22 protein-coding genes and 1 tRNA gene are annotated in these 22,669 nt (G+C 69.9%); 11 read left to right on the top strand and 12 right to left on the bottom strand.

The features are described from left to right. Nucleotides 1-48 precede the first annotated feature (48 nt). From ACI2LP_RS06925 to ACI2LP_RS06910, 4 genes are all read right to left on the bottom strand, one after another. Nucleotides 49-1,344 (bottom strand): FG-GAP repeat domain-containing protein, encoded by a 1,296-nt coding sequence (locus ACI2LP_RS06925; RefSeq protein ID WP_404723485.1) that lies wholly within the window; start codon nt 1,342-1,344, stop codon nt 49-51. A gap of 216 nt (nt 1,345-1,560) precedes the next feature. Further along, nucleotides 1,561-1,950: a TraR/DksA family transcriptional regulator gene (locus tag ACI2LP_RS06920; protein WP_404723484.1), complete on the bottom strand. Its 390-nt coding sequence runs from the start codon at nt 1,948-1,950 to the stop codon at nt 1,561-1,563. A gap of 190 nt (nt 1,951-2,140) precedes the next feature. Beyond that, entirely contained in the window at nt 2,141-2,365 is a 225-nt protein-coding gene (locus ACI2LP_RS06915; protein ID WP_404723483.1) for a cold-shock protein, read from the bottom strand. A gap of 487 nt (nt 2,366-2,852) precedes the next feature. Continuing rightward, nucleotides 2,853-3,461, bottom strand: coding sequence for a TetR/AcrR family transcriptional regulator (locus tag ACI2LP_RS06910; protein WP_404723482.1), 609 nt, complete (start codon nt 3,459-3,461; stop codon nt 2,853-2,855). Between the two features lie 129 nt (nt 3,462-3,590). Here ACI2LP_RS06910 and ACI2LP_RS06905 point away from each other — a divergent pair, with 129 nt between their 5' ends. Together ACI2LP_RS06905 and ACI2LP_RS06900 are read left to right on the top strand one after the other, a co-directional pair. Beyond that, nucleotides 3,591-4,352, top strand: coding sequence for an SDR family NAD(P)-dependent oxidoreductase (locus ACI2LP_RS06905; protein WP_404723481.1), 762 nt, complete (start codon nt 3,591-3,593; stop codon nt 4,350-4,352). A 43-nt stretch (nt 4,353-4,395) separates the two neighbouring features. Continuing rightward, a complete protein-coding gene (locus ACI2LP_RS06900; protein ID WP_404723480.1) occupies nt 4,396-5,085 on the top strand; it encodes a type 1 glutamine amidotransferase domain-containing protein in 690 nt (229 codons plus the stop codon). Between the two features lie 213 nt (nt 5,086-5,298). Here ACI2LP_RS06900 and ACI2LP_RS06895 read toward each other — a convergent pair whose 3' ends face one another. Then, nucleotides 5,299-5,766 carry a cupin domain-containing protein gene (locus tag ACI2LP_RS06895; RefSeq protein WP_404723479.1) on the bottom strand — a complete coding sequence of 156 codons (468 nt, stop codon included), beginning with the start codon at nt 5,764-5,766 and terminating at the stop codon, nt 5,299-5,301. A gap of 255 nt (nt 5,767-6,021) precedes the next feature. Beyond that, on the bottom strand, nt 6,022-6,198 hold the full coding sequence (locus ACI2LP_RS06890; RefSeq protein WP_404723478.1) for a CocE/NonD family hydrolase: 177 nt from the start codon (nt 6,196-6,198) through the stop codon (nt 6,022-6,024). A 105-nt stretch (nt 6,199-6,303) separates the two neighbouring features. Between ACI2LP_RS06890 and ACI2LP_RS06885 the strand changes: the two genes are divergently transcribed. Next, nucleotides 6,304-6,693: a helix-turn-helix domain-containing protein gene (locus ACI2LP_RS06885; protein WP_404723477.1), complete on the top strand. Its 390-nt coding sequence runs from the start codon at nt 6,304-6,306 to the stop codon at nt 6,691-6,693. A gap of 62 nt (nt 6,694-6,755) precedes the next feature. Here the strand turns inward: ACI2LP_RS06885 and ACI2LP_RS06880 are convergent. Then, nucleotides 6,756-6,828: transfer RNA gene (locus ACI2LP_RS06880), tRNA-Arg, on the bottom strand. A 316-nt stretch (nt 6,829-7,144) separates the two neighbouring features. On the opposite strand from ACI2LP_RS06880, the gene ACI2LP_RS06875 reads away from it, so the two are divergent. The 4 genes from ACI2LP_RS06875 (at nt 7,145) to ACI2LP_RS06860 (ending at nt 12,870) form a co-directional block, all read left to right on the top strand. Continuing rightward, nucleotides 7,145-8,746, top strand: a complete 1,602-nt coding sequence (locus ACI2LP_RS06875; RefSeq protein WP_404723752.1) for a dynamin family protein — start codon at nt 7,145-7,147, stop codon at nt 8,744-8,746. Nucleotides 8,747-8,751: 5 nt separating this feature from the next. Next, complete coding sequence (locus ACI2LP_RS06870; protein WP_404723476.1) at nt 8,752-10,536, top strand: GTPase; 1,785 nt, start codon at nt 8,752-8,754, stop codon at nt 10,534-10,536. A gap of 131 nt (nt 10,537-10,667) precedes the next feature. Further along, complete coding sequence (locus ACI2LP_RS06865; RefSeq protein ID WP_404723475.1) at nt 10,668-11,219, top strand: single-stranded DNA-binding protein; 552 nt, start codon at nt 10,668-10,670, stop codon at nt 11,217-11,219. A gap of 310 nt (nt 11,220-11,529) precedes the next feature. Continuing rightward, the gene (locus ACI2LP_RS06860; RefSeq protein ID WP_404723474.1) at nt 11,530-12,870 is read left to right on the top strand and encodes an LAETG motif-containing sortase-dependent surface protein; all 1,341 of its coding nucleotides are present in this window, start codon (nt 11,530-11,532) and stop codon (nt 12,868-12,870) included. A 147-nt stretch (nt 12,871-13,017) separates the two neighbouring features. Here the strand turns inward: ACI2LP_RS06860 and ACI2LP_RS06855 are convergent, their stop codons facing one another. Beyond that, a complete protein-coding gene (locus tag ACI2LP_RS06855) occupies nt 13,018-13,776 on the bottom strand; it encodes a hypothetical protein (protein ID WP_404723473.1) in 759 nt (252 codons plus the stop codon). Nucleotides 13,777-14,014: 238 nt separating this feature from the next. Here ACI2LP_RS06855 and ettA point away from each other — a divergent pair, with 238 nt between their 5' ends. The 3 genes from ettA to ACI2LP_RS06840 are packed head-to-tail and all read left to right on the top strand — an operon-like array spanning nt 14,015 to nt 16,791. Next, nucleotides 14,015-15,679: an energy-dependent translational throttle protein EttA gene (ettA, locus tag ACI2LP_RS06850; protein ID WP_360875998.1), complete on the top strand. Its 1,665-nt coding sequence runs from the start codon at nt 14,015-14,017 to the stop codon at nt 15,677-15,679. A 9-nt stretch (nt 15,680-15,688) separates the two neighbouring features. Beyond that, nucleotides 15,689-16,129 (top strand): acyl-CoA thioesterase, encoded by a 441-nt coding sequence (locus tag ACI2LP_RS06845; protein ID WP_404723472.1) that lies wholly within the window; start codon nt 15,689-15,691, stop codon nt 16,127-16,129. Next, nucleotides 16,126-16,791, top strand: a complete 666-nt coding sequence (locus tag ACI2LP_RS06840) for a hypothetical protein (protein ID WP_404723471.1) — start codon at nt 16,126-16,128, stop codon at nt 16,789-16,791. Before ACI2LP_RS06845 ends, ACI2LP_RS06840 begins: the two co-directional genes overlap by 4 nt. A 41-nt stretch (nt 16,792-16,832) precedes the next feature. On the opposite strand, the gene ACI2LP_RS06835 is transcribed toward ACI2LP_RS06840, so the two are convergent. Further along, nucleotides 16,833-17,237 carry a globin gene (locus ACI2LP_RS06835; RefSeq protein WP_404723470.1) on the bottom strand — a complete coding sequence of 135 codons (405 nt, stop codon included), beginning with the start codon at nt 17,235-17,237 and terminating at the stop codon, nt 16,833-16,835. A 184-nt stretch (nt 17,238-17,421) separates the two neighbouring features. Between ACI2LP_RS06835 and ACI2LP_RS06830 the strand changes: the two genes are divergently transcribed. Next, nucleotides 17,422-18,408: a methyltransferase domain-containing protein gene (locus ACI2LP_RS06830; protein WP_404723469.1), complete on the top strand. Its 987-nt coding sequence runs from the start codon at nt 17,422-17,424 to the stop codon at nt 18,406-18,408. A gap of 73 nt (nt 18,409-18,481) precedes the next feature. Here ACI2LP_RS06830 and ACI2LP_RS06825 read toward each other — a convergent pair whose 3' ends face one another. The 3 genes from ACI2LP_RS06825 to ACI2LP_RS06815 form a co-directional block, all read right to left on the bottom strand. Next, the gene (locus ACI2LP_RS06825; RefSeq protein ID WP_404723468.1) at nt 18,482-19,684 is read right to left on the bottom strand and encodes an FHA domain-containing protein; all 1,203 of its coding nucleotides are present in this window, start codon (nt 19,682-19,684) and stop codon (nt 18,482-18,484) included. 80 nt (nt 19,685-19,764) lie between these two features. Continuing rightward, on the bottom strand, nt 19,765-21,123 hold the full coding sequence (locus tag ACI2LP_RS06820; protein WP_404723467.1) for a VWA domain-containing protein: 1,359 nt from the start codon (nt 21,121-21,123) through the stop codon (nt 19,765-19,767). Nucleotides 21,124-21,256: 133 nt separating this feature from the next. Then, nucleotides 21,257-22,669 carry a protein phosphatase 2C domain-containing protein gene (locus ACI2LP_RS06815; RefSeq protein WP_404723466.1) on the bottom strand — a complete coding sequence of 471 codons (1,413 nt, stop codon included), beginning with the start codon at nt 22,667-22,669 and terminating at the stop codon, nt 21,257-21,259.

The raw sequence follows: 22,669 nt of genomic DNA, 5'->3' as shown, positions 1-22,669 counted from the left end.
CGGCCTGTGTCGGGGCAGGCCGTTGCCGCGGTGGCATGGAGCGGTGCACTACATCCAGGCGGTGTACGGGTACGAGTCCGCCGCGGCGTACGACCGCTGCGCCAACGGGCTCGTCGCGATGCCCGTGCCCCGGAACCACCACAGCGCGCCGGCCTTGTCGCGGACGAGGAGGGCGCCCTTGCCGATGTCCGAGCCGTCGCCCGGCGCGATGATCGCGGTGTACGCGTTCCAGCCGGTGGCCACCTTGATGCGGGGGGCGTACGGCCTCGCCGCGTCGCCGGTGCCCCGGTAGAGCCACAGCACGCCGGACGTGTCGCGGGCGAACAGGTCCGCGATGCCGTCCTTGGTGACGTCGATGCCACCGGTCAGGGCGTTGTAGATGTTCCAGCCCGAGCCGACCTTGGTCCGCGCCGCGAACGGCTTCGACTCGACGCCCGTGCCCCGGTACAGCCACAACACCCCTGCCCTGTCACGGGCGATGAGGTCCGCGTGACCGTCACGGGTGACGTCGCCGGTGCCGCGCACGGAGGTGTAGCTGCTCCAGCCGGTGCCCACGCGCACGCGGGGCTTGAACACGGCGGAGGTCCACTTCTTGCCCGAGGTCGGGTAGTACCACAGGAGGCCGGAAGGCTCTCGGGCCACGACGCCCCCGCCCCGGTTGTCCATGCCGATCGGGGACAGCTTGGTCAGCGCGTCGAAGCCGTTCCAGCCCGAGCCGTGGTCCTGGCGCCAGCTCTTGAGGAGCGACGGGAATTCCACCGGAAAGGTCTGGTGCGAGTAGAGCCGGCCAGCCGTGTCCCGGCCGAGGACGCGGTACGACATCTCCACCGGATTGTCGCTGAGCACCGAGAAAACGCTCATGGCCTTCGTCTTCTCGGTGCTGCCCGTCGCCTGGAACGAGGCCTGCGCCTCGACCTTCCACGCCTCGATGTCCGCAGCGGCGCTCAGGGTGTACGTGAGAGTGCTCTCGCCCGCCCCGACGTCGCAGACCACGAGGCGTTCCGTGTTCGGGTACGGCTCCTCGCGGCACGAGGCGTTCGGGCCGCCGTCGACCTGGCCTCTGCGGAGGTCGGCGGCCTCCGTGCCGATGTCCCAGAAGCGGTAGCCCTCGCCCGGCTCCATGAACAGCGTGAACCGGCCCTTCACCGGCACGTTCACCTTCACGGTGTGCGCGACCGAGCCGCCGGCGGCGATGTCCGGAGTATCGAGCGTGATCGTGGGCGGCCCCGGGGCGACCGTCGGTGCGGCGTGCGCCAACCCGCCGCTCGCCAGGAGCGCCGCGGCAGCCGCCACCATGACGGCGAACCGCCGCAGGACGCGCCCGGAGTGTCGCTGCCAACGCATACGTCTCCTCTGCTGTTCCCCCGCCCGGCGGTCGACCGCCGGGCCCTTGCACAGAGGAGACCTGCTGGTTGATCACATGGTTGTACGCCTCAAGGCCGCGGCACCCGGACGGCCTGCGTGGAGCAGTCCTCGCTGCACCTGCCTCCGGGCGCATGGCCGGCACATCGAGGTGCGCTTACGCGCCCGCTTCCCGCGACCGTCATGGGGACGCCCCGGTCAGCGGGGGCGGGCCGCGGCACAGCGCACGCAGGTGCTCGCCGCCGGGCGCGCCTCCAGACGTTCCGCCGGGATCGGCTCGCCGCACCCCTCGCACCGCCCGTAATCGCCTCGCTCAAGCCGTTCCAGCGCCCGATCCAGCTCGGCCAGGTGGTCGCGCGCCTGTGCCAGCAACGCGGCGACATGGGCCCGCTCGAAGGCAGTGCTCGACCCCTCCGGGTCGTGCTCGTCGTCGACCGCCACCAGGGCATTCGCTTCGACGATCGCGTCGAAGTCACGGCTCAAGGCCGCGATCTGCGCGTTCGTGCCGGCCCGCTCGGCCGCCAGCCGCTCGCGGACGGACGCACGCTCGATCGGCGGGAAACCGGCATCCGACGACGGTTCGCTCACCAAAGCGACAACATCAGCACTCGGGTTCGCATTCCGCGCACCCCACGCCATGGGTGCCGGTCGTCAGATCAGGTCCCAGGGGACCTCGGCCCAGGCGGTGTTGTACGTCCGGGGCACCTGACCTGGATGTCTTGGCTCCTGTGCCTTGGGCTTTGAGATTTCCTCGAGACGCATTCGACCGGCGTGATTGTCAGGCCGACCGAGGCACGATGCTCACAGCGCGGTAGTCGTACCCGTCCTGTTTGAAGCCGGGGGCATCCCACGTGAGGTCCACCTGCTGCCCGGGCGACAGCGTGCGGAAACCCGCCATTTGGATGGCGGAATAGTGGCCCCAGCACCCGCCGGGAGTCTCGGGAGAGTCGAGCACGCCCCACCCTTCCTCCTCACGCCACTCGCGGACGGTCGCAGTCACCATGGTGGCAACCTTACGGGGCCTGGCGGCTCCGACGGGACGCTGAGGAGCTGAGCTGTGACCTCCTGCTTCGCCTCCGCCAAGTCAGTAGGTGTGGAGCGGCAGCGGGCCGGCGGCCGCGGGTCTGCACGCCCCAGTTGGTCGATCTTGCCTTGCCGCGGCAGTCGACGGCGACCCTATGGATGCGTCATGGATGGCCCTCCGAGCCAGCGGCGTGAGCCGGCCGCGGACCGGTGAGGGATGCCACAAATGGGCCGGCGAGTGGCGCGCGAACGCTGAGGGGGCTACCGTCGACAGGGAGAACGACCGGTCTTCCTACCTCTTGTGGAACGGCTCTCGGCCTTCCGGGCGGGACTGCCTCCATGCAGAGATCTGTTGGTGGGCCCCGGTGCACGTCGAAGAGAGATCAAAAAGTTCTATGAAAGCAAACCGCGCCCCGGCCTGGCCGGGGCCTCGCAGAGGGCCGCTGTTTCGCGCGGCCCTGATGGGGTCAGCCGTCCGATCGGATGAGCCGGACCGCGTTCAGCAGGGTCTTGTGGGCGGCCGTCGAGTCGTCCAGGTAGCCGGCGGCCATCGCGCCGTCGTACAGCATCAGCAGCGCACCGGCGGCCGACCTCGGGTCGGCGTGACCGAGCCGGGTGAGCAGATCCTGGAAGAGGGTGCGGATCCAGTCCCGATGGGACGTCACCAGGCCACGGACAGGATGGCCGGCGTCCGGGTACTCGGCGGCCGCGTTCATGAACGGCGATCCGCGAAAGCCGCGCTCGCGGGCGTGCTCGGCGATGGCATCGAAGATCAGGTCGATCGCCTCCGCGGGCGGGTGCCCGGCGGCCAGTGGTTCGGCCACCTCACGGTAGTAGGCGTCCTTGGTCAGAAGGTAGGCCACGACCAGGTCGTCCTTGGAGGCGAAGTGCCGGTAGAAGGTCGCCTTCGTCACCCCGGCCTCGGCGATCAGCCGCTCCACGCCGATCGCGCGGACGCCCTCGTAGTAGAACAGCCGCGACGCGGCCCGGACCAGGCGTTCGCGAGGCGGTAGTTCTCCCTCGGTCTTGGTCTCTCGACGCGTGCTGTCGGTGGTCTTCTGCCCAGTGCTGCTCACTTCCCCATTGTGCCCTCGGCCCTGCCTTGAGCGGTCTCCACCCCCGTACGGCCCACACCCATAGGGCCGTCCTCCCCTCTCCCGTACGGCCCGCAGCAGCGTGGCCGTTCATCGAAAGGCTTTGAACCCATGAATCGTCGTCTTGAAGGAACCGTCGCCCTGGTCACCGGAGCATCCAGCGGTATCGGCCACGCCACCGCGTTGGAGCTTGCCCGCGAGGGCGCCTCCGTGGCCCTGGTCGGCCGGCGCGAGGACCGGCTCACCGGCCTCGCCGCCGAAATCACCGGCGCCGGTGGAAAGGCCCTGGTCGTGCCCGCCGACATCACCACCGCCCAGGCCGCCGCGGAAGCGGTCGAGCGGACCGTCGAGGGCCTGGGCCGCCTGGACACGCTGGTCAACAACGCCGGCCTCATGCTGCTCGGGCCCGCCCCCAGTGCGGACCTGAACGACTGGCGGCGCATGATCGACATCAACCTCATGGGGCTGATGTACACCGCCCACGCGGCCGTCCCCCACCTGGTCAAGGCCGCCGCCGAGGAGCCGCGTCAGGTCGCCGACATCGTCAACATCGGCTCGCTCGCCGGCCGCAACGCCTACGCCATGTCCGCCGTGTACAGCGCCACCAAGTTCGGCGTCGGTGCCTTCAGCGAGGCACTGCGTCAGGAACTGGCACGGCAACACGTCCGCGTGTCCGTCATCGAGCCGGGCAGCGTCGACACCGAACTGCGCACACACAACCCGGCCGCCATCCAGCAGCACATCGTCGCCGCCCTGGGCGACATCGAGCGGCTGCAGAGCCAGGACATCGCCGATACCGTCGGCTACATCGTCACCCGCCCCCGGCACGTGGCCGTCGCCGAGCTGCTCGTACGGCCCACCGAGCAGGCCTGAACACCAAGCCCGTGGCCAACTCCGCGGCAAGCAAGGAGTCGTGATGGTGATGAGGCGGATCCTCGCCGTGGTAACCAACCAGGCGACCTACGGGACGAGCCCCCATCGGACCGGACTGTGGATCGGAGAGCTGGTTCACTTCGACGTTGGGGTCCGCCAGGCCGGCTTCGAGGTCGACCTTGTCAGTCCAGAAGGGGGACCGGTGCCGCTGGATCCGCGCAGCACCAAATGGGCCGACAAGGCGGTACGCGACTACATGAACGATCGCGCGTTCATGTCGAGCCTGGACCGCACCCCCAGGGCGGCCGACATCGACCCGGCCCGGTATGCCGCGATCTTCTACACCGGCGGGCACGGCGTCATGTGGGACTTCCCCGCCAATGCCGCGCTCCAGCAGGTCGCGCGGGAGATCTACGAGAACGGCGGCGTGGTCTCCTCGGTCTGCCATGGTGCCTGCGGACTGCTGAACATCACGCTCTCCGACGGCTCCCTGCTTGTCGACGGCCGCACGGTCACCGGGTTCTCCACTGCGGAGGAGCGAGTCGCCATGGTGAAGAAGCGGGTGCCGTTCTTGCTGGAGGAGGAACTCCGCAAGCGGGGCGCGCACTATGCCGGGAACACCATCCCTATGACCCCCTTCGCCACCGCTGACGGCAGGCTCGTGACGGGACAGAACCCCTACTCCACCAAGGCCGTCACCGCCAAGATCATCGAGACGCTGCACCGCCTTTGATCGGTCAAGGCAGCCGCCGTGCGGGCCACGGCCGCACGCTCCCTCAGCTCGTGGGCGGTTGCCGTCAAACACTGCCGTCAAGACAAGGTCAGAGGCCTGGGCGGTGATGACGACTACCCGGCTCCTGCTGCACGATCACCACGCTGAGCGGGCGGGCCGTCCTGCCGTTGATGCGGGACGGCGGGCGGAGGCGGACGCGGTGAGGGCGGATGGTCAGCGAGGTGGTCCGATGATGCGGTTGCCGCGCAGGGCGGCGGCTTCGGCGAGCTTGGCTTTGGTGATCTCGAACCCGTCGGGGCGGGGGGTGGTGACGTCACGTCCGGCGTGCCGGAACATTTCCTCTATGCCCGCGGGGGTGGCGATGAGGAGGAGGTCTGCGCGGTCGGACGTGATGCGGTAGCCATGGGGGATGTTGCGGGGCAGGTAGACGACGCCGCCTTCGGACAGTTCGTGGCGTGCGTCTCCGACCCACACGAGTGCCTCGCCCTTGAGGAGGAGGAACACCTCGTCCTCGCGGGTGTGGAGGTGGAAGGGCGGGGCCTCGTCCTTGGGGATGTCGAACCGTCCGACAGTGAGCTGTCCTTCGGTGGCCTGGCTGTCGAGCAGGATCGTGAACAGCCCGCCGTCGAGCCATTCAAGGGTCTGCTGCTGGTCGGGTTGGGCGAGGTAGGCCATGGTCATAACGGGCTCCGGGGTGGGTGCGGCGGCTCGCGTGGGGCGAGTTCGGCGGGGAGGAGGCCGACGCCGGCGTCGGCGACGACCTGGACGCGGGGCCCTGTTGAAGGGCGGTAAGCATGGGGTAGACGCTGCAGACGTCGTTGGTGACGCCGACGATCGCACTACGAGCTCTTCGGATGGCCTGAGCCGGGCGTCAGGATCGGCGCAGTGACGTGATCACGAATGCGGGGATCACCGCCGCGCCGACGAACAGGTGCATCAGGGCCAGCAGGAGCTAGTCGGATGTCGTGACGCCGGCAGGTACAGCAGGTCCTTCTGGTAGGGCGCTACCGCGTACAACGCCGGGAACGGGCCGTCCCCGTCGGGCACGTACACATCGACGCAGATCCGGACGCCGTCGGACGCCGCGATCCACTCATCCTTGAAATCGCGCATGATCAACTCCTAATTTCCTCGCATGTGGAAACTAATTTCAGCATATGCTGAAACTGTCGCGGACGGAAAGTCTCTTCACTGACCTGTTAGGGAAGGTGATGCGGTGTGACTGGGCGAGGTCTCCGGGGAGAGCGCGGAGAGCAGGCGGACAAGATCATCACCGCTGCCCGCAGATCCTTCGCCACCCGTGGCTACGCCGCGACCTCACTGCGGTCGGTCGCCCAGGACGCCGACGTCGACCCCGGCCTGGTGCACTACTACTTCCGCACCGAGACCGGGCTGCTGGAAGCGGTAATGCAACCCCCGAGGCGTTCGGCGCAGCCGTGGCCGCCGCCGAGCAGCCCATACACCAGCGCGGACGCGCGTTCGTGCAGGACACCTTTCCTGCAGGCGCAAGGCCGCAGAATCCCGGTGACAGCCGGACGGCGCCGGACCACGCTCGTGATCACCGAGAGCGGTCGGGTGCTTACGCGTCCGCTACGCCCGCCCCGCTAAAGTGCCCCTGAGCAGCAAAAAGGCCCTCCCGGGAGGAGGGCCGAACCATCGCGCCGATTGTGCGCCCCCGGCAGGACTCGAACCTGCGGCCAAGCGCTTAGAAGGCGCCTGCTCTATCCACTGAGCTACGGGGGCCGGATCGTGGCCTCGGTGGCCTGGAGCCCCTGATGGGTGGTCCGTGACCTTGCCGGGGACAAGGATAGGGCTCCGATCGCCTTGACCCGGTTGCTTCACCTGCGTGGCACGATGTGGAGGTTCGGTGAAGCGAACCGATAATCGCAGGCAGGTGCCTTTCCCGCACCGCTTTTGACGCCTCACGTCTCGGGTGTTGTGCACTCGTTATGCCTGCGCCCCACTCGTCCCGTCTGTCCCGTGCGTTCGACCGGCGCGCAGAGAGTGCCATACGCTTCAAAATCCCACCAGAATTGGGCATTCTTCGCATGTGGTGACCTTGGATGCACGGCCTCAGCTGATTGACGCACTATCCGCCCTCCGCGACCGTGTCGCCGCCGTGCGTCTCCCTCTCCCCCTTCCCGGTGCTCCGCGTGCCCGGCAGACACGTGATGAGCTGCTCGCACAGCTCGACGACTATCTCGTGCCCCGGCTCAAGGAGCCCGAAGCGCCCCTGCTCGCTGTTGTCGGCGGGTCCACCGGGGCCGGGAAGTCGACGCTCGTCAATTCCCTTGTGGGCCGGCGGGTCAGCGAGGCCGGGGTGCTGCGGCCCACCACGCGGATTCCCGTGCTCGTGTGCCATCCGGACGATCACCACTGGTTCGCGGGGATGCGGGTGCTGCCCCAGCTCACCCGCGTATGGCTGCCGCAGCAGGACGAGACCCAGCCGGCGGAGGACGGCGGGCGCGCGGCCGGGGAGGAGGGATCGTTGCGGATCGAGACCGCCGTCACGCTGCCCCGTGGTCTTGCGCTGCTCGACGCGCCCGACATCGACTCGCTCGTCGTCGAGAACCGGCTGCTTGCCGCCGAGTTGATCTGCGCCGCCGACGTCTGGGTGATGGTGACGACGGCCTCGCGGTACGCGGACGCCGTGCCGTGGCATCTGCTGCGTACTGCGAAGCAGTACGACGCCACGCTGGTCACGGTGCTCGACCGGGTGCCGCACCAGGTCGTCGAGGATGTCTCGCGGCAGTACGCGGCCCTGCTGACCAAGGCCGGGCTCGGCGAGGTGCCACGGTTCACGATCCCGGAGCTGCCCGAGTCCGCGGGCGGCGGCAGCGGGCTGCTGCCCACCACGGCCGTGGCCCCGCTGTTCGCCTGGCTGGCCCACCGGGTGCAGGACCCGGCGGCCAGACAGCAGGCCGTGGGGCGCACGGCGGCGGGCGTGATCGACTCGCTCAATGCGCGGATGCCCGAGCTCGCGGCGGCCGTGGCCGGGCAGTACGCCGCGGCGCTGCGGCTCACGGCCACGGTCGAGGAGTCGTACGAGAAGGAGCGCGAACGGGTGCGCAGGCAGCTCCGGTCGGGCGCGGTGCTCGCCGGGGACGCCCGGACCCGTTGGCGCGGCTTTCCGCGTGACAGTTCCGCGGGCGAGGTGCTGGACTCCCTGGTCGGCAGCCTGTCCGCGCTGTTGCAGTGCGCCGTCGCCGCCGCCGACGAGCGCGTGCAGGAGGCCTGGCGGCGGGAGCCGGCCGCAGGGGCAGTCGTCGCACAGGGGCGGCTCGATCTGGAGGCGGCTGAGCGGATCGGGATCGCTGTACGCCGCTGGCGGCGGGAGCTGGAGGAGCTCGCCGACGAGGAGGCGCGGCGGCTGGAGCGGACCGTGGCGCCCGACCCCGAGACATTGGCCGCGCTGGTCGCGGCCGCGCTGCTCGGCGGGCGGCGGGCCCGCGGCGCGGGGGAGCGGCTCGCCGAGCGGATCGGGGCACAGGGTGCGCTGCGGCTGCGCGACAAGGGCGGCGAGCTCATGGCGACGTACATCGACGGCGTGCTCCACAGCGAGCGCGACCGCCGTCTCGCACCCCTCGACGCACTGGAAGTGACCCCCGAGCCACAGGCCGAGCTGATCGCCGCGCTGTCCGTACTGCAGAAGGAGAGGTGACGGCGGTGACCGCCATCACTGACGACGAGAACGAGACCGGCGACCGCTGGGACGACGGGCTGATCGCCCGCCGGGCAGGCGGCGCGGACGCCACAGTGGCGGAAGAGGAAGCAGCGGAGACGGAGGCCGAGGAGGAGGACGAGCCGATCGGCGGGGCGTACGTCGGGCCGCTGCGAGTACGTCTCGACGCGCTGCGCGAGCTCGTCGGTCTCTCACGCACCCGGCTGGACGGGAAGACCCTTGCCGAGGCGGGCCGGGTCCTGGACGAGGCCGCCGCCCGCCAGCGGCTCTCCTCGCGGCACACCGTCGTCGCCATCGCGGGCGCAACCGGGAGCGGGAAGTCCACGCTCTTCAACGCACTCGCCCAGGTGCCCATCTCGGAAACCGGTCTGCGCAGGCCCACCACCACAGGACCGATCGCCTGTGCCTGGTCGGAGGGCGCAGCCGGACTGCTCGACAGGCTCGCCATCCCGCCGCGCCTACGGCGCAGGCCCCTGGCGGGCGGCGACGAGGAGCTGTCCGGTCTTGTGCTGGTCGATCTGCCCGATCACGACTCGGCGGTGGTCAAGCACCGGGAGCAGGTGGACCGGGTCGTGGCGCTGGTGGACGCGGTGATCTGGGTGGTCGACCCGGAAAAGTACGCGGACGCCGCACTGCACGAGCGGTATCTGCGGCCGCTCGCCGGGCATGCGGAGATCACCTTCGTGGTGCTCAACCAGGTGGACCGGCTGCCCGGCGAGGCCGCCGACCAGGTGCTCGACGATCTGCGTCGGCTCCTTGACGAGGACGGAATCGCCCTTGGCGAGCACGGTGATCCGGGTGCCACCGTGCTCGCGCTCTCCGCGCTCACAGGGGAGGGCGTTGACGAACTGCGCGACCTGATCGGGAAGTTCGTACAGGAGCGTGATGCCGCCGCGCGACGGCTGTCCGCCGATGTGGACGCGGCCGCGGCGAAGCTCCGCGGCGTCTATGTGGCCGACGGGCGGACCGGTCTCGGTGAGCGTTCGCGTGAGGACTTCGCGGCCCGGCTGGCTGAGGCGATCGGCGCGAAGGCGGCCGGTGAGACGGCGGAGCGCGAGTGGCGCAGGCACGCGAGCCGGGCGTGCGGAACGCCGTGGCTGCGGCTGTGGCGCTGGTACGAGGGCACGGGCCTGCCGGGGGATGCCGTGTCCGGGGCCGCGACGCCGGTGGAGGACGAGCTCACCGCGCGGCAACGGGTCGAGCAGGCGGTGCGTACGGTCGCGGACGAGGCGGCCGCGGGGCTGCCGGCGCCGTGGGCGCAGGCGGTGCGCGAGGCGGCGGTGCGGGGGGCAGAGGGGTTGCCGGAGGCGCTGGACGAGCTGGCGGCGGGCGAGGCGGAGGTGACGAGCGGGCGACCACTGCGGCCCGCTTGGTGGCCGGCCGCGGTACTGGCGCAGGCGTCGATGACACTGCTTCAGATCTACGGCGGGCTGTGGCTGGTCTGCCAGATCATCGGCGTACTGGAGCCTGGGCTGCTGCTTCCGGCGATGCTGATGCTCGCGGGGATCGTGGGCGGTCCGCTGGTGGAGTGGGCGTGCGCGGCGGCCGCTCGGGGGCCGGCGCGGCGGTACGGGCAGGATGCGCAGCGGCGGCTGAGGGAAGCAGCGGCAGGATGCGGGCGGGCAAGGGTGCTCGATCCGATCGCGGGGGAGCTCATGCGCTACCGGGAAGTGCGGGAGCAGTACGCGACGGTGTCGGGGAAGGCGGGGGCGGGCGTCGGCCCGCGGCCCTCCGTGGGCGGCGGTGGGACGGTACGGCTTCTGGGGTGACGGAGTTGTCCACAGCGACGCTGTCGTCCACAGGCGTCAGCGGGTTCTTCCCGTCCGGTCCAGCATGGAGATCGGTCAGTACGGACTGGCCGAGGTAACCGGACGGGGAGGTGGCCGTCGTGAACGACACGATGGTGACGGTGGTGGGCAATGTCGCCACGAATGTGGAGTACCGGGAGACGGCGACAGGCGGGGTGGCGCGATTCCGATTCGCGGTGACGCCGCGACGGTTCGACCGGCAGAGCGGAAGCTGGACGGATGGACACACCAGCTTCTACACGGTGTTCGCCTGGCGCTCTCTGGCCATCAATCTCGCCGGATCGGTCTCGGTCGGTGAACCTCTCCTCGTTCATGGGCGGTTGAAGGTGCGTGAGGAGGAACGGGACGGGCAGCGCAGGACGTCGGCCGAGATCGACGCGGTTGCGGTGGGGCACGATCTGACGCGCGGGACCGCGGCATTTCGCCGCGTGGTGAAGGCGGAACCGAATCCGAGTGCGCGTCCTGCGGAACGCCCTGTGGCGCGTCCTGTGGAAAGGACCGCGGATCGGGCCGGCGAACGGACCGGGGAGGGCTCCGGGGAACGGACCGCGGAAAGTGCCTGGGATCGTCACGCTGAGCGCCCCTCAGAGCACCCTGCGGGACATTCCCCGGAGGTGCGTATGGCGCCGACACCCGTGGCCTGACCTGGAGTTGTGGAGATTTGTCGATTCAGGAAGGGGGGAACGGCGATGGCCGGACAGTTCGCGATAACGATTCCGAGTCGGAATGGTTGTCTGACGGTATGACGGGGGACTGGGGTGCGCGGCCTCTCTAGGATTTCGGCGTACTCACGGGGCACTTGAGTCTGCAGGCGAGGCACTCCCCCCACGCGTCACGCGCGAAACGCGCACGCGACCACGGCCTCGCCCGGAGGGGAATTCTGTGTTTGCTGTGTTCTCTGCGTCAGCTGTACGCAGGCGGGGCGCTGCTCGTCGGCTTACTGCCGCGGCGTTGATGGCGGGCGTCATTGCGACGGGCTCCATGGCCGGTGCGGGAACGGCCGCCGCCGACGACGGCGTTCAGCACCAGGGCGGCGCAGTCGCCACTCTCGACGGGCTGAAGACCTTCGACCGGGCCGTGCTCCGCACGAAGGGCAAGACTCACGAAATACCCGCCGGGGTGTTCGAGATGACCGTCGACGGCGGCGGCCGGCTGAAGACGTACTGCATTGACATCCACAACCCGACCCAGGACCAGGCCAAGTACCTGGAGACCCCCTGGAACCAGACGTCGCTGGGCGGCAACAAGGACGCGGGCAAGATCCGCTGGATCCTGCAGCACTCCTACCCCCAGGTCGACGACCTGGCTGCGCTGGCCAAGGAAGCGGGCACCGGACAGCTCTCCGAGCGGACCGCCGCAGCGGGCACGCAGGTGGCCATCTGGCGCTACTCGGACGACGCGGACGTCGATGCGCTCGACCCCGCCGCGGAGAAGCTTGCGGACTGGCTGGAGAAGGAGGCCAAGGACGTAGCCGAGCCGAAGGCCTCGCTCAGCCTGGAGGGGAACTCCGTCTCCGGCAAGGCGGGCGGTCGGCTCGGCCCCGTCACGGTCCGCACCGACGGGGGGCAGGTCACCGTGACCCCGCCCGCCGACGCGGCCGCCAGCGGAGTCAAGATCACCGACGTGGCGGGCAAGCCCCTCACCGCCGTCGTCAACGGCGCCCAGCTGTACTTCGACGTCCCGGCCGGCGCCGCGGACGGCTCGGCCACGTTGACCGCACAGGCCACCACCTCCGTCCCGGTGGGCCGGGCGTTCGCCGGGGTGACCAAGAGCCAGACCCAGATCCTGGCCGGCTCCAGCGAGTCCACGGTCTCCGCGAGCGCGACGGCCACCTGGGCGAAGGCGGGCGCGATACCGGCGCTCTCGGCGAAGAAGAACTGCGCCAAGGGCGGCGTGGACATCACCGCCAGCAACAAGGGGGACGCTGCATTCACCTTCGAGCTGATGGGCTTCAAGCACACGATCCCGGCCGGTGCGTCCAGGACGGTAACGATCCCGGTCGCCGAGGACCAGGCGTACGACTTCACGATCACCGGGCCCGGCGGCTTCAAGAAGACCTTCAAGGGGGTCCTCGACTGCAAGACCAAGGGCCCTGCGGGCCCGGACACCCCCTCGTCCCAGCCCAGCCCGGCCTCGGCCGGGGGCACGGCCGCCGGCCTTGAGGGCGACCTCGCCGAGACGGGCAGCTCCAGCGCCACCCCGATGATCGCGGGCATAGCGGTCGCCCTCGTCGTGATCGGCGGCGGCGCGATCTTCTTCCTTCGCAAGAAGAAGCCGACGGACACCGAAGAGTGAGCGCACCTGAGCGCAATGTGACGCTGCGCTGACGACGGCCCCGGTATGCCTGCGCCTGCCGGGGCCGTTGCCGTCGCTGGGGCGAGTCCGTAGAGAAAGGCCGCCTCACGCCGCGTGGGCCGCCTGGGGGCCGTCGAAAGTTGATCCTCACCGAGGATCCCAAGGGCACGTTTTGTTTGAGGTGCGCTCCACATGGATCTCATCGATCTGGACAGCACCCCCGATGGAGCCAAACAGGTTCGAGTTCCAGCCCTTGCGGTCGCCGCGCAGCGTGAGAGCAAGGATGCTTCCAGCGGCTACTGGCAGCAGGAACACGTTGATCCAGAACTGTTTGCCAGTGTCTCCTGGCAGGCCCACGCCATACACGGGCGTTTGCCACGTGCCGTTCGCCAGGCTCGCCCGCTGCAGGTTGTAGAGGCGAGCGGTGTTCGGGGCGCCCCTTGCGTCGGACAGGTTTGCCACCCAGATTTCGTAGCCAAAGGGGATCGTGCCCTTCCCCGACACCGAGGTGCAGGTGCCGACGGCGGCGTTCTGGGCGGGCTGAATGCTCTGCCTCAGTTGAGCGACAGCTTTGTCCAGATCAACCTCTAGTGCCGTTGCCTGACCGGCCGCCGTCGGCTTTGCATCGGTGCCACCAAGTAGTGAGCGTCCAGGCCAGAAGAGAGCGACGCAGAGTGCAGTGATCACAGCGGTTGCGCCGAGCATCAACTTACGAGTCAGGTCGGCCCGGCTGATCGTGAGGAACTTCCAAACGAGTCCACAACTCGCTGCGCCCGCGACGGTGATGGCCAACGGCCGCGCAGCGTCCGGCAGATCGGTGAAGGCGCCGGCGAGGATGGTCGCTGCCGAGAGGGCGTTGGCCGTGACACTGGAGATGATCAGCGCGCGGTCTGTTGCTGTGGTCATGGTTTCGGTTGTAGCGGAAGAGGGAGCTGGCAAGTGCCCTATGTGTGCGACTGACTCCCCTGTGTTACTGAATCAGGACTGATCGCCTGCCCCCTTCCGGGGCGAGGGCTCGCGAGTGCCGGGGCAGCCGGTTTTCAGGCCGGATCAGAGCCGCTGACAGCGCTGGTTTCCATCGGGGGATGGACGTACGGCAAGATGGGGTGTATCTGCCCACCCACTTCTTGCCGGACGGTTTCTCTTGGCTGAGTACATCTACACGATGCGCAAGACGCGCAAGGCGCACGGCGACAAGGTCATCCTCGATGACGTGACGCTGAGCTTCCTGCCCGGTGCGAAGATCGGTGTGGTCGGCCCCAACGGCGCCGGTAAGTCCACCGTGCTGAAGATCATGGCCGGTCTGGAGCAGCCCTCCAACGGAGACGCGTTCCTCTCGCCCGGGTACACCGTCGGCATCCTGCTGCAGGAGCCGCCGCTCGACGAGTCCAAGACCGTCCTGGAGAACGTCGAGGACGGCGTTCGCGAGGTCAAGGGCAAGTTGGACCGGTTCAACGAGATCGCCGAGCAGATGGCGACCGAGTACACCGACGCGCTGATGGAGGAGATGGGCAAGCTCCAGGAGGACCTCGACCACTCCAACGCCTGGGACCTCGACGCCCAGCTGGAGCAGGCCATGGACGCGCTGGGCTGCCCGCCCGGTGACTGGCCCGTCACCAACCTCTCCGGTGGTGAGAAGCGCCGTGTGGCCCTGTGCAAGCTGCTGCTCGAGGCCCCCGACCTGCTGCTCCTCGACGAGCCCACCAACCACCTGGACGCCGAGTCCGTGCAGTGGCTGGAGGCGCACCTCGCCAAGTACCCCGGCACTGTCGTTGCCATCACCCACGACCGGTACTTCCTCGACAACGTCGCCGAGTGGATCCTGGAGCTCGACCGCGGCCGCGCCCACCCCTACGAGGGCAACTACTCCACCTACCTGGAGAACAAGTCCTCCCGTCTCAAGGTCGAGGGTGCGAAGGACGCCAAGCGCCAGAAGCGTCTGAAGGAAGAGCTCGAGTGGGTCCGCTCCAACGCGAAGGGGCGGCAGGCCAAGTCCAAGGCCCGTCTCGCCCGTTACGAGGAGATGGCCGCCGAGGCCGACAAGATGCGGAAGCTGGACTTCGAGGAGATCCAGATCCCGCCGGGCCCCCGGCTGGGCAGCGTCGTCGTCGAGGTCGAGAACCTCTCCAAGGCCTTCGGCGACAAGGTCCTCATCGACGAGCTCTCCTTCTCGCTGCCGCGGAACGGAATCGTCGGTGTGATCGGTCCGAACGGCGCCGGCAAGACCACGCTCTTCAAGATGATCCAGGGCCTGGAGCAGCCGGACTCCGGTGCGATCAAGGTCGGCGAGACGGTCAAGATCTCGTACGTCGACCAGAGCCGCGCCAACATCGACCCCAAGAAGACCCTGTGGGCCGTCGTCTCCGACGAGCTCGACTACATCAACGTCGGCCAGGTCGAGATGCCGTCCCGCGCCTATGTGTCGGCGTTCGGCTTCAAGGGCCCGGACCAGCAGAAGCCGGCCGGTGTCCTGTCCGGCGGTGAGCGCAACCGCCTCAACCTGGCGCTCACCCTGAAGCAGGGCGGCAACCTGCTGCTCCTCGACGAGCCCACCAACGACCTCGACGTCGAGACGCTCTCCTCCCTGGAGAACGCCCTGCTCGAGTTCCCCGGTGCGGCCGTGGTCGTTTCCCACGACCGCTGGTTCCTCGACCGCGTTGCCACGCACATCCTGGCGTACGAGGGCGACTCCAAGTGGTTCTGGTTCGAGGGCAACTTCGAGTCGTACGAGAAGAACAAGGTCGAGCGGCTCGGCCCGGACGCGGCCCGTCCGCACCGTGCCACGTACAAGAAGCTCACCCGGGGCTGAGGTTCACCAATGGCCCGTCATATCTACCGCTGCCCGCTCCGCTGGTCGGACATGGACGCCTTCGGGCATGTCAACAACGTCGTCTTCCTGCGCTACCTGGAAGAGGCGCGGATCGACTTCATGTTCCGGCTGGCGCCCGGGGACGGCTCTCCGTCGTTCTCGGGCGGGTCCGTTGTGGCCCGGCACGAGATCGAGTACAAGCGGCCGCTCGTCCACCGGCACGAGCCGGTGATCATCGAGTCGTGGGTGACGAAGATTGGCGCGGCTTCGCTGACCATCGCGTACGAGGTCAAGGACGCCGAGGGTCCCTCGCAGGTCTATGTGCGGGCCTCGACCGTCGTCGTGCCCTACGACCTCTCCGCCGAACGTCCGCGCCGGATCAGCGCGGAGGAGAAGTCCTTCCTCCAGAAGTATCTGGACGACGCCGATGACGGTGCCCTCGCCGCATGAGCGTGCCCGTGCAGAGTCTGCACTTCGCTGATGCGAGGGAGGCGGAGGATCTCGCCGCCTTCCTCGCCCGGCTGATCCACTACGACCGCGCTGCCGCCGTCCGGCTCCAGGCCGGCGGTGGCGCGCTCGCCGTTTTCGGACGCCCGCCCTCCTTCGAGGTGCTCGCGATCCGTACGGCACGGCTCGGCGACCCCGTCGAGCTGGATGTCACCGTCTCCGCGGGTGAGCTGCTCGAGTCCCTGGAAGGCGCGGAGTTCAGCGTGCCCGCCCCCGTCACCGGGCCGCCGTGGGCCGGACTGCTGCCGCCGCGCGGCGGCTGGCGGGAGCTTCCAGGGCTCCCTGAGGTGACGGCGATGCGTGGCGCTGTCGCCGCTGCCGTCGCCGAATTCCGCACCCGTGACGAGCAGTTGCCCGCCGAGCGCCGCACCCGCGCCGAGCGGGACCGAATCGGGCGCGAGATCTGGTCGCGCACCGTCGGCACCACTGGGCTGCCGCTGCGTGCCGTACACGCCGCCCAGTCGCTCGGCTTTCTGCGCCCGGATGTTCCGGTTGCCCTGCTGTCCACGGGCGCATGGCTCAGACTGCGTACGCCCTTCGGGTCGATCGCCGTACGCACCAATGGTCTTGGCGGCCTGAGCGTCACCCCCACCCGGCACGGTTGACCTCCGCCGGCCCGGCGCTCAGCCGGCTCAGCCAGCCGTGTTCAGTCGGCGGTGTTCACCATCGAGGCGGCTGCGTAGGTGAGGTAGTCCCACAGCTGCTTCTCGTGCTCCGCGGAGAGTCCCAGCTGGTCGACGGCCGTACGCATGTGCTTCAGCCAGGCGTCGTGCGCGGCCTTGTCGACGGTGAACGGCGCGTGGCGCATCCGCAGCCGGGGGTGGCCGCGATGGTCGCTGTAGTGGCGTGGGCCGCCCCAGTACTGCATCAGGAACAGCACGAGCCGCTCCTCGGCCGGGCCCAGATCCTCCTCCGGGTACATCGGCCGCAGCAGCGGGTCGTCGGCGACGCCCTGGTAGAAGCGGTGGACGAGGCGCCGGAAGGTCTCCTCGCCGCCGACCTGCTCGAAGAAGGTCTGCTGCTGAAGCGTGCCGCGCGGAATCTCGTTCACGTGAATAAGCCTCGCAATGTGTCTCTGGTCAGCCCCGAGGTGTGCCGGCCGGGGTCCGGGGTTGTCCCCCGGGGAGTGCGGCACACGTACATCGTCTCAGACGGACCAGCCGAGGACAGAGGCCCTGGGACCCACCCCCTCCCGGGTGCTCGCGCCGACGGCGGCCCCGCAGGACAGTGGATGCATGAGTACGGAGCTGGAGCGGTTCGCCGAGCCCGCCGCCGAGGCGCGGCGCTCGCTGGTGCAGACGATTGTGGCCGAGGGCGGGCTGGGCGATCCGGCCTGGCGGGCGGCGTTCGAGGAGGTGCCGCGTCATCTGTTCGTGCCGTACTACTTCGTGAGCCGGGCCGGTGCGTACGAGCGTCTGTGGTGTGAGGACCCCGATCCGCGGCGCCGTGCCCGATGGCTGAGCGAGGCGTACATGGACGGGCCGCTCGCGACCCGGGTGCGCGACGGCCGGCTGATCTCGTCCAGCAGCCAGCCCTCGCTGATGGCCCGGATGCTCGAAGAGCTGGAGGTACGGGACGGGCACGCGGTCCTGGAGATCGGCGCGGGCACCGGCTACAACGCCGCACTGCTCGCGCACCGGCTCGGCGACGAGCTGGTGACGACCGTCGACGTGGACCCGGAGATCACCGAGTCGGCGCGCACGCATCTGGCGGCCGCGGGTTACCACCCGGCCGTGATCACCGGGGACGGCGCACGTGGCTGCCCGGCACGCGCTCCCTTCGACCGCATCATCGCGACCTGCACGCTGCCGTCCGTGCCCTTCGACTGGCTGCCGCAGTGCCGGCCGGGGGCCCGGATCCTGGCCCCGCTGTCCACCGGGCTGATCGCGCTGCGGGTGCGCGACGACAACCGCGGCCGGACCGCGGAGGGACGTTTTCTGCGGACCTCGGCGTACTTTGTGCCGCTGCGCGGCGGTGAGGCCGTACGGGAGGGGCACATCGGCGGCCTGCCGAGGCGCGCCATCGAGAACGACCTCTTCCGCTTCCTGCTGACGCTGACCGCGGGGAGCCTCGATCCGCGTGAGGCGCTCTCGCTGTGGGAGCGTGAGCGGCGGCCAAAGCGGGACCGCTTCGGGGTCACCGTCAGGGGCCACCACCAATGGGCGTGGCTGGACGAACCCGAGGGGCCTTACGCCTGGCCGCTCGGGCATCCGTCCAGTTAGAGGCCCGTGTTACAGGCCCATGTTGGAGGCCCCCTGCCGGCGGCCCGTGTGGAGGCCGCCTGAACGGTCGCGGCTAGCCGCGCCGGATCGTGATCGTCGTCCAGGCTCCGACGTGCACCCGGTCGCCGTCGTTCAGCGGGATCGGGACATACGGCTGGATCGGATCCTCGGCGCCGTTGAGCGTGGTGCCGTTGGTGGAGTTCTGGTCGACGACGGCCCAGGAGCCGTCGGGCTGCTGGACCAGCACCGCGTGCTGGTGCGAGACGCCCGGGTCCTCCGGCGGGACGGACAGGTCGATGTCCGGGGATTCGCCGGTGGAGTGCCTGCGGCGGCCGATGGAGATCTGGTTGCCGACGAGCGGGAGGTGCTGCTCGGGAGAGTACGCAGGCAGGTTGAGGCCGCTGGCGTCCGGGCCGCTGCGCTGCATCATCGCCATGAAGTACTCGCGGTCGGGCCCGATCACGGCCGTCCAGCCCGCGGGGGCCTCGCCCCGGCCGGCCTGCTGGTACGGCGGCTGCTGGGACTGCTGGTTCTGCGGGGGGCCGGGCTGCTGCGCGTACGGGGGCGGCTGCTGTTGATACGGCTGCTGCTGGAACGGTTGCGGCGGCTGAGGAGCCTGCGGTACCTGGGGTTGCTGCGGCGCCTGCGTATGCGAGGGCGGCGACAGCATCCAGTCGTCCCCGCCGCCCGTCTGCTGCGGCTGCGGCGGCGCGGGCGGAGCCGACTGCTGATACCCGGGCGGCGCAGGCGGTCCGGGCTGCCCCGGCGGCTGCTGGAAGGACGGCGGAGGCGGCGGACCCGGCTGCTGGAAGGACGGCTGCTGCGGCGCCGACGGATCGTTCGTCAGCGGCTCGGCGGGCCTGTTCATCTGCGAGGGCCGCGAGCTCTGATACTCGTACGGATCATGCTGCCGCGGAGCAGGCGGCGGCGGTCCGGGTGCCGGCTGGGACTGGAAGCCCGGTGGCAGGTTCAGCCCGCCGACCGGCTGCTGGGGCGGAGCCACCGGGGTGTACGACGTCGCCGTGTGCGTGAGGAAGTTGTACCGGCACTCCTCGCAGAACGGGGCCATGGCCTCGCGCGGGGTGCGGCACTGCGGGCAGAGCTCGGCCTGAGCGGTGGCGTTCGGGTCGCCGGGGCCGGGGTAGCCGTAGGCCGGCGGCGGGGGAGGCGGCGGCGGAACGGCACCCGCGGGAGCGCCAGGACCGGCCATGCGGTGGCCACAGACCTCGCACCAGTCGTCGGAACCCGACTGGTGTCCGTTCGGGCAGGTCGGCATGTCGGCGCTTCCCCCTCTCCTCGTCCGGCCCGAGGGCCGTTTCACATCTGTGTTTCTCGTGATTCCAGGCGTGCGGCAGGCTACTTCTTCACGCGAACCGTCTTGGTGGAACGCGTTTCGAGGGTCATCTCGTCAGCCTCCGCGACCTTCGCTTTCAGTCGCACAGTACCCGTCGCCGCATCGACGACGTCCACCACCTTCGAAAGCAGTTTCGCAGTGTCTTCGTTCCCCGAGTCCGCCGCGAGCTGCACCGCGCGGCCCAGCTTCGCCGTCGCGCCGTCGATGTCACCCGACTTGCGGGCATCCAGCCCCTGTTGGATGACTTGTGCCAGTTCGGCCTGGCCTGTGTAGTGCGCGACCTGGGGGTTGATCGAGGTGGACGCCACCATGTCGTCCGTCCACACCGCGCGTACCAGCCCCTGCGACAGCACTTGCGGAGTACCACCGTCCGCGGCCGGAACGATCAGCGAGACCCGGGCCGCCAGCATCTCCCGGCCGATTCCGGCCTCCGGCACCTTGACGCATACGTGGTAGTCGCGGGACTCGTCGCCCCAGGAACCGGTCGGATAGTCCCCGGACCGCGGCCCGGACTCGGTGCGCCGCCCGGTCAAGTCCTCGACCGTCGGCGCCACTTGCTTGACGAACTTGATCTCCACGCCGACCGGCGTCCACAGCCGCAGCGCAACGTCCGCGACCTCCTTGCCCATCGCGTTCTCCATCATGCCGGTGAAGTCCGCGGCCAGCTCGTCCGGGTTCGCGACGATGTCGGCGGTGCCGAGGAGTGCGGAGGCGATGCCGGTGACCTCCTTGACCTCCCAGTCGGTGCCGACCCCGCGGGCGTCGCAGGTGAAGCGGCCCGCGCTGGCCTCCAGACTCGCCTGCAGATCCTCCGGCGACTCGTGCTCGTTACGGCCGTCGGTGAGCAGGATCCCGTGCCGGATCGCCCCGTCAGAGGTGGCGAGCAGCCGGTCGGCCAGTCGCAGCCAGGTGCCGATCGCGGTGCCGCCGCCCGCGGTGAGCCGCCGCAGGGCGTCCTTGGCCTGGGCACGGGTCCCCGCATCGGCGACCGCGAGCCGGCCGCCTCCCGGATAGACCTCGCTCGCCACATGCGTACCGGCGACCACGGCGAACGCAGTGCCGTCGCGCAGGGTGTCGATGGCGGCGGCCGTGGCATCGCGCGCATTGCGCATCTTGGTCGGGGGATAGTCCATCGAGCCGGAACAGTCGACCATGATCACCACAGCGGCGCCCGGCGACTGTGCCGGTATGGCGGAGGGGGAGGCGGCTGCGCCGGTGAGCGGAACCCGGCCGCCGGTGCCGCCTCCGGTGGAGGTGACGGTGACGATCGCGTTCACCTCGCGGCCGCCCTCGGGCAGATATTCGTTCTGATACACCTCGACGGAGAACTGCGGCACCTGGGACTTGGAGAAATTGGCCATCGGATCGGCTCCTTGAGGCTCCACTCGGGCAGAGTTGGTCAGCGTGAAATGACACGGGCGTCCGCGGGCGCGAGCGTGGCGGACCGTTTCGGCGGACGGAAGAAGTGGACGGAAGAGGCGGACAAATAGGGGCTCAAGCCTTGTCGTAGGCCGATCCTGCCCCTTGCTGCGGCACGGTGAACGGCAGGACAGCCACTGTTACGTTGTCGTGGCCCCCGCCGTCGAGCGCGTGGCCGACCAGAACCTGTGCGCTGTGCAGTGGCCGGTCCGCGGCGTCGGCCGGGATCGACCGGGCCATGTCCTCGGCACCCTCCGCGTAGTTCCACAGGCCATCCGTACAGACGACGACCACACCGGAGCGGTCCGGCTTGAACGACGCCGTGTGCGGCTCCAGTTCGTACGCATCGGCCCCGAGCCAGCCCGTGATGGCATGGGCGCGCTCGTCGGCGTACGCCTCCGCCTCGCTCATCAGGCCTGCCGCCACCATCTGGGCGGCCCAGGAGTCGTCCTCCGTCAGCCGGGCGGGCGGGCCACTGCGGTCGTCGGGCACCCAGTAGGCGCGGCTGTCACCGACCCAGCCGATCACCAGCAGGCTGCCTGCGGCCACCGCGCCGACGATGGTGCACGCGGGCGCGTTCTGATGGCGGTGCGTATCGTGCTCCATCGCCCCGCCCTGGCCGGGGTCCGCGGCAAGGGAGTTGACCGCCTCGGAAGCGGCGACGATCGCCTCGTGCATGGCCTGCTGGGGGTGGGTGCCGCGCGGCAGTGTCTCGAGCAGCAGCTCGTTGGCGGCGCTTGCGGCGGCCTCGGAGGCATCGTCGGGGCGGGTCGCCGACGACACCCCGTCGCAGACGATGGCGACGACGGCGGGCGAGCCGTCGGGCAGGGCCGTGGAGGAGACCGCGAACGAGTCCTCGTTGCGATGGTGGCGCAGGCCGCGGTCGCTGACCGCCGCGACAGAGCCGAGTTCCTGCTCCATGTGATCGCGCTCGCGGGGCTGGGCGTGGCCGCAGTTCTCGCAGTAGCCGTCTGTGTCGACATGGCCGGCGCGGCAGGCCACGCACACCTTGCCTCCGGAAGGGGGAGTGACGGGGTCCACGGCGCGTGGGTCGGTGGCGACGGCGCTGCCCGGGTCCGGAGCGGCGAGCTCGAAGTCCCCGCCGGAGTCGGGCGAGGCGCTGGGCGAGGCCTGCGGCGAGGCGTCGGGTGAGGCGTTGGGTGAGGCGTTGGGCGAGGATCGTGGTGAGGAGCTGGGCGGGCCGTCGTACCGTACGGCCGAGGCGGGCAGCGGGCCGCCGCCCGAGTCCGTCCCCGGCAGATCGCCGGGCCGTTGCACCGGCGCGGGCATGCCGGAGCTGTCCGTCCCGCTCGCCGTCGGCCACGCGACGGGCGCGCCGACGGCCATGGTGGGACGGTCGGGCTGCGGCGCGGGCGCTGCGGCGAGGTTGTACCCGCACGCACCGCAGAAGAGGTCACCTGTCTCCAGCGGTTCCGCACAGCCGGGGCATGTCGACCCGGCGGCCGGCCGATGCATCTGCGACGCCAT

Origin of the sequence: Streptomyces sp. NPDC019890 (genome assembly GCF_044903445.1) — a bacterium.
Taxonomy (GTDB): domain Bacteria; phylum Actinomycetota; class Actinomycetes; order Streptomycetales; family Streptomycetaceae; genus Streptomyces.
The sequence above is the reverse complement of the archived record's forward strand: the minus strand, read 5'-3'. Positions and strand labels throughout refer to the sequence as shown.

Bases quoted from the DNA above. Each gene is read 5' to 3' on its own strand.
- ACI2LP_RS06925 (WP_404723485.1), bottom strand. From the start codon at position 1,344: ATGCGTTGGCAGCGACACTCCGGGCGCGTCCTGCGGCGGTTCGCCGTC.
- ACI2LP_RS06915 (WP_404723483.1), bottom strand. From the start codon at position 2,365: ATGGTGACTGCGACCGTCCGCGAGTGGCGTGAGGAGGAAGGGTGGGGC.
- ACI2LP_RS06905 (WP_404723481.1), top strand. From the start codon at position 3,591: ATGAATCGTCGTCTTGAAGGAACCGTCGCCCTGGTCACCGGAGCATCC.
- ACI2LP_RS06900 (WP_404723480.1), top strand. From the start codon at position 4,396: ATGGTGATGAGGCGGATCCTCGCCGTGGTAACCAACCAGGCGACCTAC.
- ACI2LP_RS06895 (WP_404723479.1), bottom strand. From the start codon at position 5,766: ATGACCATGGCCTACCTCGCCCAACCCGACCAGCAGCAGACCCTTGAA.
- ACI2LP_RS06890 (WP_404723478.1), bottom strand. From the start codon at position 6,198: ATGCGCGATTTCAAGGATGAGTGGATCGCGGCGTCCGACGGCGTCCGG.
- ACI2LP_RS06865 (WP_404723475.1), top strand. From the start codon at position 10,668: ATGGTGACGGTGGTGGGCAATGTCGCCACGAATGTGGAGTACCGGGAG.
- ACI2LP_RS06860 (WP_404723474.1), top strand. From the start codon at position 11,530: ATGGCGGGCGTCATTGCGACGGGCTCCATGGCCGGTGCGGGAACGGCC.
- ACI2LP_RS06855 (WP_404723473.1), bottom strand. From the start codon at position 13,776: ATGACCACAGCAACAGACCGCGCGCTGATCATCTCCAGTGTCACGGCC.
- ACI2LP_RS06845 (WP_404723472.1), top strand. From the start codon at position 15,689: ATGGCCCGTCATATCTACCGCTGCCCGCTCCGCTGGTCGGACATGGAC.
- ACI2LP_RS06840 (WP_404723471.1), top strand. From the start codon at position 16,126: ATGAGCGTGCCCGTGCAGAGTCTGCACTTCGCTGATGCGAGGGAGGCG.
- ACI2LP_RS06830 (WP_404723469.1), top strand. From the start codon at position 17,422: ATGAGTACGGAGCTGGAGCGGTTCGCCGAGCCCGCCGCCGAGGCGCGG.
- ACI2LP_RS06825 (WP_404723468.1), bottom strand. From the start codon at position 19,684: ATGCCGACCTGCCCGAACGGACACCAGTCGGGTTCCGACGACTGGTGC.
- ACI2LP_RS06820 (WP_404723467.1), bottom strand. From the start codon at position 21,123: ATGGCCAATTTCTCCAAGTCCCAGGTGCCGCAGTTCTCCGTCGAGGTG.
- ACI2LP_RS06815 (WP_404723466.1), bottom strand. From the start codon at position 22,669: ATGGCGTCGCAGATGCATCGGCCGGCCGCCGGGTCGACATGCCCCGGC.